Raw genomic sequence first — 11,455 nt, 5'->3', positions numbered from 1 at the left:
GGAGTCCGGTTACTTTTTAAACAGCTTCTTGAAGAAATTCGGCTTCGGCTTTGCCTCCTCCTTGGGCGCCTCCGGCGGCGGCATGAGCTGCGGTGGCACCACCGGCCCGGCCGCAGGCTGCCCCCCGGCGGGAAGCTGCTGCGGGGCGAACCGGGATGAATTCGGCGCATTGGCACCCGGCGCAGGCTGCTGGCCGGTGAAGTCAATCGGGGCCGGTGCTATCACCGGCTGAGTGGCTGTTTTCAGGTTGATCAGCTTCGGTGTCAGCGCCTTGCCGTCTTTTCCGTATTCATGGATCACCTGCTGAAACACCTCCCCGTTCAGATTCGTCAGCCGGTCCTCTTTGCGCCGGCCCAGTTCATCATAGATCATCTGGCAGCGCGCCACCAGATTGCCCCGTCCGTCATACACATTCCCCTGCAGCGGGTCCCCCTTTTCATTCAGCAGAAACACCTTCTTCACCGTCAGCTGCCCTGCCGGATTGTACGTCATCTCCGTCATCTCACGGATGCTCGGATCACTCACCGATTCCGTCCTGCTGTCGTCCGCATGGTAGATCGTACGGCCCACCACATTCGGCGTGCTGCCCAGGGACAGGCCCGCCAGGGACAGGGAACAAATGCCAAAAATCACAGCGCAGTTTTTCATGGTTTCCAGGTAACGTTGCTCCAGACTAACCTCTGAGCCAATTTCCGACAATCCCCAATTCTCCGCCCATGAACCTCCCCGCCCAGACCGCCTCAGACGAATGGAGCCAGTTCCTCGCCTCCACCGCCGCCGACTTTGGCTGCATCACTGGCACCCTGCACCGCTATGATGCGGCGGACAAGCACCTCAAGCTCGTCGCCCAGCTCGGCATCCCCCCGCAGCTCATGCCCGTCATCCAGTCCATTCCCATAGGCAAAGGCATCGCCGGAGCCGCTGCCGAGCGCCGCCAGCCCGTGGAGCTCTGCAACCTGCAGACGGACACCAGCGGCGTCGCCCGCGAAGGCGCCAAGCAGACCCAGGTGCAGGGCAGCCTCGCCGTCCCCGTCCTGGATGGCGACCGCCTCTGCGGCACCCTCGGCATCGGGAAACGCGAGCCGTATGATTTTTCTGAGGAGGAGAAAGAGCGCCTTATTGCCCTGGCGGCAGGGATCGCAGGGCGGCTCCTGCCGCAATAGTGTGATGGGCCTTTCAATGCACAGGCGCTCTCCATATACTCTCATCCCATGGCCAAAGCCAAGTCCACTGCCTTCATCCGCATCCGGGCGGAGGTGATCCGTCTGGTGGGGCTGATCCCGGAAGGAAAGTTTACCACGTATGGCAGCATCGCAGTGCATATGAATGTGGTGGCACGGCATGTGGCCACGGTGATGAGCCGGCTGACGGAAGAGGAATCGGCAAGACTGCCGTGGCATCGGGTGGTGAGTGCGGATGCGCGCATCAGTCCGAACATGGCTCTGGAGACACAGGAGAAGCAAAAGGCGCGCCTGGAGGCGGAGGGGATGACGGTGGATGGAAAGGGCTACATCCAGGAAGCGGACCGGTTTTTCCATGTGGTGGGTCTGCGGCGGGACATCCGCTGGAGCGAGCTGCCGTAGTCTTTTGGCACTTTTCAGCCGCTGAACGGGAAAAGACAGAGAACCCTTGATGCACCGTTTCACTGCCATGCCTTTACGCACTGCCCTGCTTGCCCTGTTGATCACCTCCCCGCTCGCCGCAGAAGAGGCGGAGGCTCTGTTTGTCCGGCGTGTGTGGCCGATGTTTCAGGAGAAATGCCTGGCCTGCCACGGCAATGATGAGGCGAAGATCAAAGGCGGCCTGGATATGCGCAGCCTGGCCAGCACGCTGAAGGGTGGCGACAGCGAGGCGTCCAGCCTGGTACCTGGAAAGCCAGATGAAAGCCCGCTCTACCTGGCCTCCACACGCAGCCACGATGACTGGGAGGCGATGCCGCCGAAGGAGAATGACAGGCTCACGGACCCGCAACTCGTGGCCCTGAAGGACTGGATTTCAAAAGGCGCTCCGTGGCCTGACGAGGCGCGCCGAAGCGAAGTGGCCAAGGCGAATGCGGAGAAGTGGAATGCGGAGGACGGCATCATCGTGAAGACGGTGGGGGCGCTGTCGCCAGACTGGGCGGGCCGCCGTTATGTACCGGAGGCGCTGTGGGCGTATCAACCGGTGAAAAAGCCTGTGATCCCGGCAACGGAAAAGAGGCATCCGGTGGATGTGCTGATCGCCCAACGGATGCCGGAAGGGCTCCAAGCCGCGCCGGCAGCGGATGCGCGAACCTTGATCCGCCGGGCGGCGTTTGACCTGACCGGGCTGCCACCGTCGCCGGAAGAGGTGGAGGCTTTTGTCGCAGAGATGGCACAGACGAAGGGAGCGGATGCGACGTATGCAAAATTAATCAACCGTTTGTTAGAATCGCCACATTATGGGGAGCGCATGGCGCGGCACTGGCTGGATGTGGCGCGGTATGCGGACAGCAGCGGCTTTGCCAATGACTATGAACGCGGCAATGCCTGGCGCTATCGGGATTATGTGGTGCGCAGTTTTAATGAGGACAAGCCGTATGACCGGTTCATCCGGGAGCAGATTGCGGGGGATGAGATGGTGGCGGGCAAGGAGGGAAAGGCCACGCAGTCTGAAGCGCTGATCGCCACGGGCTTTTTGCGCATGGGGCCGTGGGAGCTGACGGGCATGGAGGTCGCGAAGATCGCTCGGCAGCGGTTTTTGGACGATGTGACGAACAGCGTGGGAGAGACCTTCCTGGCGCATTCGCTGCAATGCGCGCGCTGCCACGACCACAAGTTTGACCCCATCCCCACGCATGATTATTATGCGATGCAAGCCTGCTTCAGCACCACCCAACTGGCGGAGCGCCCGGCTCCGTTTACGGACAAGGAGAACACGGCGGGCTTTGAGGAACGGAAGTATCTGGAGCAGCGTTTCGAGGGTCACCTGGCCGCGCTTCGCGAGCTGGATAACAAAATGCTTGTCAATGCAGAGAAATGGTTTGCTGACAAGAGTCTGGACCGCAGCGCGTGGGACAAGGCGGTGGCGGATGCGCGTGCCTTTGTGGAAACTGGCGGGCAGGTGAAGAAGGGCAAAGGCAAGTCGAAGAATTTCACGGGCGTTTTTGAAGTGGCGCGGGCGAGCCTGCAAAAACAAGGGGCCAAGGAAGGCAGCTATCCGCCGAAGCTGGTCGGATTTGAGCCGGTGGATTTTGGCAATGAACGTGTGGCTCGCAAGGGGCTGGAGCGCCTGAGATGGGAGATGGAGCGCTACGAGCCGTTTGCCTTCAGCGTTTACAACGGTCTCACACCGCAGATGACCAGCGTAAACCAGCCCATGCGGATGCCGGTGAATCCGATGGGCCAGGGCGAGCTGGAGGCGACCGCCATCCTGGGTGGGGGCGATCCCTTTTCCCCCACCACGCCGGTGAAGCCGGGCGTGCTGACGGCGCTGTTTGAAACGGCTGACCTCCAGGCGGAAATCCCAGCTGAGGTTGAAGGCAGGCGTAGCGAACTGGCCCGGTGGATCGCCTGTGCAGACAATCCACTGACGACGCGCACAATCGTCAACCGCTTGTGGCTGTGGCACTTCGACCAGGCGCTCGCAGGCAATCCCAATAACTTTGGCAGCACGGGCAAGAAGCCGACGCACCCGGAGCTGCTGGACTGGCTGGCGGCGACGTTTGTGGAAAAGGGCTGGTCGTTTAAAGAGATGCACCGGGTGATCATGATGAGTGACGCGTATCGCAGGAGTGCTCAGTTTGCAGTGCGCAGTTCTCAAGAAGCAACAGGGGCGGAGATGAGCCGGGGGGAGATGGAGGCGGCGTATGCGGTTTTTAAACCGAGACGGCTGACGGCGGAGGAGCTGCGGGATACAATGCTGAAGGTGACGGGGGAGCTGAACCCGACGCTGGGCGGCATCCCGAACCGTCCGGAGATCAACCTGGAGGTAGCGATGCAGCCACGTCAGGTCATGGGCACTTTTGCTGCCGCCTGGGTGCCGAATCCCCTGCCCTCCCAGCGACATCGGCGCAGCCTGTATGCGCTGAAGATTCGCGGCCTGCGGGATCCTTTCATGGAGGTCTTCAATGAACCGGGGCCGGACTTCTCCTGCGAGGCGCGGGAGGTCTCCACCGTCACGCCACAGGTCTTCAGTCTGTTTAACGGACAGGCGAGTTATGACCGGGCACTGGCCCTGGCGGCCCGTGCCTTAAAGGAGGCTCCGTCGGCGGCGATTGACCAGGTTTTCCGCCTGGCCTATGGCCGTGCGCCGACAGCGGATGAAAAGGCCGCCTGCGAAGCCCACTGGCAGCAGATGGAGACCCGGCAAAAGGCGCTGGTCTTTGCGCCGAAAAAGCCGCCGCTGGAGATCACACGCGAGGCGGTGGAAGAGAACACGGGCGAGAAATTCAGCTTCCAGGAAAAGCTGCCTGCCTACGCCGATTTCGTCCCCGATCTGCAGCCCGGCGACGTGGATGCCCGCACCCGGGCCTTGGCCGATGTGTGCCTGGTGCTGATGAATGCCAACGAGTTTTCGTATGTGTATTGAGGGGAGCCGGGGCCATGAATCCTGCCCATGTTTTTTCTGGCACTCACTCAATGTTTCAAAGGAATATAAGATAGAACTATGAGCCGACCTTTTTTCCCCTGTGCTGGAGCGCGGGCGCTGCATGCGCCGACGCGGCGTGAGTTTGTCTATGGCCTGGGCACGACGCTGGGCAGTGTGGCGCTGACGTCGCTGATGGCCTCGGAAAAGGTGGGGCCGCTTTCGCCGAAGGCGCAGCAGGCACCGGCGAAGGCGAAGAACTGCATCTTCCTGATGATGGAGGGCGGGCCGAGCCACATTGACTGCTTTGACCCCAAACCGGTGCTGGAGAAGCTACACCTGAAGGAGTTCATCCGCGAAGGGGCGATGAAATCGGCCATGGAAAGCGGCAAGCGTTACTATGTTCGCAGCCCGTTCAAGTTTGCGCAGCATGGGCAGAGCGGCGCGTGGATGAGCGAGCCGTGGCAGCACCTCAGCAAGGTGGCGGATGAGCTGTGCTTCTTTCGTGGATGCCAGGTGGATAGTGTAAACCATCCGACGGCGATGTACCAGATGAACTGCGGCAACCGGTTCGGCGGAGATCCGGCCATCGGTGCCTGGGTGACGTATGGGCTGGGCACGATGAACCAGGACCTGCCGGGTTTTGTGGTGCTGCCGGAGATCAGTTACCCGCAGGGCGGCAGTGCGAACTGGAGCAACGGCTACCTGCCCGCACATTTTCAGGGCACGCCGCTGCGGCCCAAGGGCAGCCCTATTCTGGACCTGCAACCGCCGCAGGGCATCACCCCGGAGCACCAGCGCGCCAACCTGGACCTGCTGGGGAGGCTTAACCAAAAGCATGTCAATAACCACCCCTGGCATGATGAGCTGAAGGCACGCATGAACAACTATGAGCTGGCCTTCCGCATGCAGATGCAGGTGCCGGAGGTGATCGACATCGAGCAGGAAGACACGAAAACGAAGGAGCTGTACGGCATCGGCCAGGATGCCACGGACGCCTTTGGCCGGAAATGCCTGCTGGCTCGGAAGCTGGTGGAAAAGGGCGTGCGTTTTGTGCAGCTCTACGCGGGCACCTGGGACAGCCACGACTACATCGAGCGCGCCCATGGCAACCTCATCCGCCAGGTGGACCAGCCCATCGCGGCACTGATCGCCGATCTCAAACAGCGCGGCATGCTGGAGGACACGCTCATTGTCTGGTGTGGTGAATTTGGCCGCACGCCGGACAATGGCGTGCGCGGCGGCACGCAATACGGGCGCGACCACAATCCGAAAGCGATGACTGTCTGGTTTGCAGGTGGTGGGGTGAAGGCCGGGCACACCATCGGTGCCACCGATGACCGGGGCATGGAGGCCGTGGAGGATGTGCATCATGTGCGAGACCTGCATGTGACGCTGCTGCGGCTACTCGGGCTGGATGATAACAAACTGACCTTTTACCACGCAGGCCGTTTTAAACAGCTGAGCCAGTTCGGCGGCCAGGTGATTGAGAAGCTGATCGCGTAAGCGCCTTCAATTATCAGGGGTGATCGGATCCAGCGGACGGGGGACCATGGATTTTGCATCCAGATCCAGCACCACACGAAAGCCAAAATCAGGCTGCGCCCGTGTGCTACGGGCGTGGTGGCGGGATTCAGGCTGCATTTTCATGACCCTGCCGGTGGCCCAGGAGCCGCCACGCAGGATGTAATGGCCAGGGGCAATGCTGCGCCGGTTGTCCAATTGGGTGGCCGTCCATTCAGCAGCATTTCCATGCATGTCAAAAAGGCCATGGCGGTTGGCCGGAAAACTGCCCGCCGGAGCCGTGCAGACAAAAGAGTCCTCCGGAGCATCCGCAGACATTTGGGAAGGCCACAGGGCATGCTCCAGGACTTCCGGGCCGGCAAAGTTGCCTGCAGGGAGAACGTTCGGCTCCAGAGGCAGCTCAATGTTGGCATACGGGCCCGGATCCTGGCTGATTCCTGCGGCCAGGCTCCACTCGGCATCCGTGGGCAGGCGGTAAACCTGGCCTTTTTTTAACCAGCCGGCAGCCAGTTCCTTGCTGGTGAGCCAGGCGCAGAAGAACCGCGCATCCAGCTGGCTCATGCCGCAGACAGGATGCGAGGGCCCCTGCTGAAATCCGGGAGCGGCCCAGCTGGTCGGCTGGGATGCGGAGGCCTGTCCCGTGAGGGAATCCTGTCCCACCTTTTCCACCAGTGCGGCCGCCCGCCAGTCAGGAGCGAGCTCGCTTTCGATCTTGTCAAAAGCGGCATAGTCCTGGACACGGGTTTCATGCTTGCAGAAGAGGACCTGGGTGCCGGGCACAGGTACAAACTCCATCCCAAGGCTGTTTTGCCAGGGTGCGTCGGAGGAGGCACGGCTTGCATCCTTCAGGCTGCGCAACGGATGGTAGAGAGACTGGCCGTCTTTGCTGATCCAGGCACCGGCCGCCACCCCGAGGCCCATCATCAGCACCACCAGAGCCCCTGCGCGGAAACGGCGGCTACGGACCTTTTTCTTGTGCCTCCGCCGGTGATCCTCGGCGATTTTTTCCACCGTCCGGGCCAGCTCGGAGACGGATGCCAGCCGCCGCTCGGGATCATCCGCCAGGGCGTGGCAGACGATGGCGTCTATCTTTTTGCTCAGCCCTGTCTTTTTCGACAGCGGCGTGAACTGACCCATGGGTACGGAACCGGTGAGCAGCTCATACAGCAGCACGCCCAGCGCATACACATCTGCCCGCACATCCGCCGCACCGGCACTGCGGGTGACTTCCGGGGCGACGTAGTAAGGCGTGCCAAAGGTGTCGCGCGTCTGCGTAAAACTGTAGCCGGTGGAGTTTTCCACCAGGGTCTTGGCCAGGCCAAAGTCCGCCACCTTCACCGTGCCATCCGCGCCGATGAGGATGTTGGCAGGTTTGATGTCGCGATGAACCAGCCCCCGCTGATGGGCATGGCTGACGCCCTGGCAGACTTTCAAAAAGATGTCCAGCGCCCGCTCCATATCCAGCCGCTGGGCACGCAGCAAGCGGCGGAGGTCACAGCCGTCCACATACTCCATGACCAGGAAATGCCGCCCGTTGGCCGTCTCCCCATGATCCAGCACACGCACCACATGGTGATGGCTGAGCTGGGAAAGGGCCGCCACTTCCGCCTCAAACCGTGCCGTCACTTCCGGGTCCCGGGTCAGCCGGCCGGAGACGACCTTCATGGCGACCACGCGGCCCCGGGCGGTGAGGATGGCGCGATACACCTCCCCCATGCCGCCACCGCCGATGAGCTCCTGAATCTCATAACCCTGGACATTGAGGGAGAGGGGTTCCTTTTCCTCGATTTCCGCATCCAAATTGGAAAAGAAATCCCGCTTCAGGGTCTGTGCCACACAGGAAGGGCAGAGGCCGCCCACCATCAGCTTGGGGGCTTGCGGCTTCCCGCAGCGTGGGCAGGGAATCAGACTGGAATTGCTGTCACTCAAAACTCAGAACACTCATCAGGTAACGCAGTTCCTCATCCGTGTCCGTGTCCGGGGACAGGGTGATGGCCACTTCCGTACGGAGTTCCTCCGCAAAACGCCGCCGTGCGCGATGAACTTCCAGTTTCACCTGATTTTCTGTCATGCGCAGGGCTTCCCCGATTTCGGCATAGGGCCGGAGCAGCTCCGGGCTGATGAGCCCTTCTTTCAAAGCGGCAAACACCGCACCACGGTTGCGGCGCAGATAGCGTGCTTCCAAACGGTCCATGGCGTGCTTCACCACCGACCAGGCCCAGCGGCGGTCAAACCACTGGTCCGCTGCATCCGGCTGGCTCGGCACGTCAAAGACCTCCACATCATCCATGGAGACGAAAGTCTTGCCGCCGCCGCGTTTTTGCCGCGCTGCATCCCGCCGCACCGTCGTGAGGTGGTTGCGTAATGACTGCCGCAGGTAGCTGCGCAAACGGCCGCGTTCAGGCGAGACGCTGTGCAGCCCGCCGCCCTGGATGAAATGCGTCATGAACTCCTGGGTCTCATCCAGCGCCTCCTCCCGGTCACAACCCAGGGCACGGAGATAGGTGTAAATGGCCGGCCAGTAGCCTTTGCACAACTCCTCCAGCGCCGCCTTCGAGGCCACTTCGTCACCTTCACGTGCCGTCACCACCTGAGTCCAGGCGGTGATGGGAAACGAAGCACGAACTGTGGATGCGGGGCGAAGAGACATTGAGAATGAGTAACGTCAACCCCGCTTTCAAAGACTCAATTCACGGTCTAATTTCTGCGGGCAGATGCTGCCCATGGCCCCAAAATCAGGCTTTGGCAAGCCTGTCAGAACTTAAAATGGCAATAAGTTACAAACTTATTAATCAGTATATTACATATGATTTCAGATAGCCCAACCATCACGGTAAGTTTTGGTCAGCAGCTTGTCAGCCTCTGGGAAGTTCTTAATCCGCAAGTTTTCTGCATCCCACTCTAAAATTTTCGGCTCAAGCGGATCACCCGTGCGTGCATCAATAGGACCAGTGCAGAATCGCGTGGCCACATTGCCAAGCTGAACCGCCTCCGAAAGTGGGCCCGCGTAGTGGAAACCGTCGCTCGTTTTCCCGCCGGCCAGGCAGGCATCCACCCAGACATGCCAGTGGCTGAGGCCCTGCTCTTTGGGATACTTGAAGGTGGTGAAGTTTTCCGTCGGATACAGGCGCGGTCCGGCCACGTGACCGAGCACCATATTGCCCTTTTCCCCGATGAACAGGGAGCCGCTCTTCGGCAGGTCCAGATCGCCGGGCATCTTGGCAAGCTTACGGGAAGGGCGCAGACCGCCGTCGCTCCAGGTTACCTTCAGGGTCTTGTCCACGGTCATGTCACTGCCGGGGAAAACATATTCCACTTCCTCCGAGGTGGGCCAGATGTGCTGGTTAATACCGCTGTTGCGGGCGGTGACGGTCAGCGGCGCATTCAGCCCCAGCGCGGTGAAAACAGGGTCCAGAATATGACAGCCGAAGTCGCCCATGGCCCCGCCACCGAAGTCCTGCCAGTCACGCCAGATGAAGGGATGATAACAAGGGGCGTAATCGCGCATGGGGGCCACGCCAATCCACAGGTCCCAGTTCACATTCGCGGGCACCGGTGCGCCGGGCATCGGGTCCAGGCGCTTGTTGCGCTCGTTGCCCGTCACGCCGACCCAGGAAAAGACTTCTTTGATTTTGCCAATGGCCCCTTCCTTCAACAGGCGCGTGCCCAGGCGGTACTCGATGGCGGAGTGGATCTGGTTGCCCATCTGCGTCACCACGCCGGCCTTTTCTGCTTCCAGGCGCATCTGGCGTGATTCCCACACGGTGTGCGCCAGCGGCTTCTGGCAATAGACATGCTTCTTCATGCGCATGGCATCAATGGAGGCCTTGGCATGCATGTGGTCCGGCGTGCCCACGGAGACCGCATCAAACTTGTCGCCCAGTTGCGCATACATCTCGCGGAAATCAGCAAAGTGTGGCGTGCCAGGAAAGGCGTCGTCCACCTTGTCAAAGCGGCTGCTGTCAATGTCGCAGAAACCCACATACTTCACCGCCGCATGACCGCCGATGTTTTTGATGTCGCTGAAGGCCATCCCATTGGCCCCCACGGAGACCACCTGAAGCTTGGAATTGGGGTTGGCCGACTTCACCACCGCCGGAAAGGCGACGGAGGCAGCAGCAAGGGAGGTGTTTTTGAAAAAGGTACGGCGGCTGACAGGCATAGGCTCACCACTACGCCGCCGGACCCTCCATGCTTGCAGCGGCCCAGTCCCGCATCTGGCTGCGCATGGAGGCCAGTCCGTTCAGCCGCGTGGGCGACAAAACCTTATGGAATGAGCATCCGGCCCAGATTTCAGGCTCCACGGCCACCACTTCCGCCGGTTCCGAATCCGTGTAAAGGTGACACAAAAGAGCCACTAATCCCGCCACCATGGGCGACTCCGCCGCACAGCGGAAATGGCAGCGCCCCTCCCGCAGTTCCCCATGCAGCCACACGCGGGAAACACAGCCGGGGACCAGCAGGTCTGGCGTGCGCTGTTCCTCCGGCAAAAGCACGGCAGGAATGTAGGAGCTGAGCACGGAAAGCCGCTCCTGGGCATTTTCGATCAGGTTGAGGTCGGCGATGAGTTCGGTCTGTTTTTCGCGAAGCGGCATGGGCTAAAATCCACCGCGCGGGCCATGGTGCCACTCGTTTCGCTAGCATCTGGAAAAGGCCGCTTTTAAATGCCCCATGTCATGGGACCAGGAAGAAGTGAATGAAAGCCGCGAACGCGTGCAGCGCGAGATCGCCAAACGCCGCGCCCGGGGCGAGCCGCTGCTGGCGCTGGAGGCTCCGCAAAAAAGCCGCAAGCTGAGCCAGACCTTCTGGGGCCAGGCCTGGTGCCAGAACCTGGAAACCTGGTCCCACTATGAGGCCCGCCTGCCGCGTGGCCGCAGCTACCTGCGTCAGGGCCAGGTGCTGGACCTCACCCTGGAGCCAGGCACCGTGAGCGCCGTGGTGTCCGGCGGAGAACTGTACGACACCCTCATCCACATCCGCCCGCTGGAACCCGCCCACTGGCAGGACATCGTCCAGGCAAGCCAGGGCCAGGTGAACTCTTTGTTAGACCTGCTGACTGGCAAACTGGGTGACGGCCTCCTGCAGATTGTCAGCGATCCCGAAACAGGCCTTTTCCCCCGGCCAGCGGAGATCCGTTTTGACTGCTCCTGCCCGGACCACGCCGACCTCTGCAAACACGCCTCCGCCGTTCTTTATGGAGTGGGTGTCCTGCTGGACACCCGCCCCGAGCTTCTCTTCACCCTTCGCGGCGTGGATCAGACGGATCTGCTCTCCTCCGCCAGCGCCTCATCGGCAGCCTCGCTAAATCAGAATAATGGCGAACTGAAGGACACGGATTTGTCCGCCCTCTTCGGCATTGATCTGGCAGAATAGGTCCCATCAAGGA

At 61.2% G+C, this 11,455-nt stretch carries 10 protein-coding genes; 5 read left to right on the top strand and 5 right to left on the bottom strand.

Annotated elements, in window-relative coordinates:
• Positions 1–9: 9 nt before the first annotated feature.
• The gene (locus WJU23_RS03365) at positions 10–648 is read right to left on the bottom strand and encodes a hypothetical protein (RefSeq protein ID WP_346331121.1); all 639 of its coding nucleotides are present in this window, start codon (positions 646–648) and stop codon (positions 10–12) included.
• Positions 649–716: 68 nt separating this feature from the next.
• Between WJU23_RS03365 and WJU23_RS03360 the strand changes: the two genes are divergently transcribed.
• The 4 genes from WJU23_RS03360 (at position 717) to WJU23_RS03345 (ending at position 6,051) form a co-directional block, all read left to right on the top strand.
• Positions 717–1,163: a GAF domain-containing protein gene (locus WJU23_RS03360; RefSeq protein ID WP_346331120.1), complete on the top strand. Its 447-nt coding sequence runs from the start codon at positions 717–719 to the stop codon at positions 1,161–1,163.
• Positions 1,164–1,211: 48 nt separating this feature from the next.
• Positions 1,212–1,583, top strand: coding sequence for an MGMT family protein (locus WJU23_RS03355; protein ID WP_346331119.1), 372 nt, complete (start codon positions 1,212–1,214; stop codon positions 1,581–1,583).
• 67 nt (positions 1,584–1,650) lie between these two features.
• The gene (locus WJU23_RS03350) at positions 1,651–4,548 is read left to right on the top strand and encodes a PSD1 and planctomycete cytochrome C domain-containing protein (protein WP_346331118.1); all 2,898 of its coding nucleotides are present in this window, start codon (positions 1,651–1,653) and stop codon (positions 4,546–4,548) included.
• A 78-nt stretch (positions 4,549–4,626) separates the two neighbouring features.
• The gene (locus tag WJU23_RS03345) at positions 4,627–6,051 is read left to right on the top strand and encodes a DUF1501 domain-containing protein (protein WP_346331117.1); all 1,425 of its coding nucleotides are present in this window, start codon (positions 4,627–4,629) and stop codon (positions 6,049–6,051) included.
• Between the two features lie 6 nt (positions 6,052–6,057).
• Here the strand turns inward: WJU23_RS03345 and WJU23_RS03340 are convergent, their stop codons facing one another.
• From WJU23_RS03340 to WJU23_RS03325, 4 genes are all read right to left on the bottom strand, one after another.
• Positions 6,058–7,905, bottom strand: a complete 1,848-nt coding sequence (locus WJU23_RS03340) for a bifunctional serine/threonine-protein kinase/formylglycine-generating enzyme family protein (RefSeq protein ID WP_346331116.1) — start codon at positions 7,903–7,905, stop codon at positions 6,058–6,060.
• A gap of 85 nt (positions 7,906–7,990) precedes the next feature.
• Entirely contained in the window at positions 7,991–8,719 is a 729-nt protein-coding gene (locus WJU23_RS03335; protein WP_346331115.1) for a sigma-70 family RNA polymerase sigma factor, read from the bottom strand.
• A 162-nt stretch (positions 8,720–8,881) separates the two neighbouring features.
• Entirely contained in the window at positions 8,882–10,231 is a 1,350-nt protein-coding gene (locus tag WJU23_RS03330; RefSeq protein ID WP_346331114.1) for a Gfo/Idh/MocA family oxidoreductase, read from the bottom strand.
• Between the two features lie 10 nt (positions 10,232–10,241).
• Positions 10,242–10,664: a SufE family protein gene (locus WJU23_RS03325; RefSeq protein ID WP_346331113.1), complete on the bottom strand. Its 423-nt coding sequence runs from the start codon at positions 10,662–10,664 to the stop codon at positions 10,242–10,244.
• A 76-nt stretch (positions 10,665–10,740) separates the two neighbouring features.
• On the opposite strand from WJU23_RS03325, the gene WJU23_RS03320 reads away from it, so the two are divergent.
• The gene (locus WJU23_RS03320) at positions 10,741–11,442 is read left to right on the top strand and encodes an SWIM zinc finger family protein (RefSeq protein ID WP_346331112.1); all 702 of its coding nucleotides are present in this window, start codon (positions 10,741–10,743) and stop codon (positions 11,440–11,442) included.
• The last annotated feature ends 13 nt before the right edge of the window (positions 11,443–11,455 follow it).

Source organism: Prosthecobacter sp. SYSU 5D2 (assembly GCF_039655865.1).
Taxonomy (GTDB): domain Bacteria; phylum Verrucomicrobiota; class Verrucomicrobiia; order Verrucomicrobiales; family Verrucomicrobiaceae; genus Prosthecobacter.
This window is presented reverse-complemented; position numbering and strand designations above follow the sequence as displayed.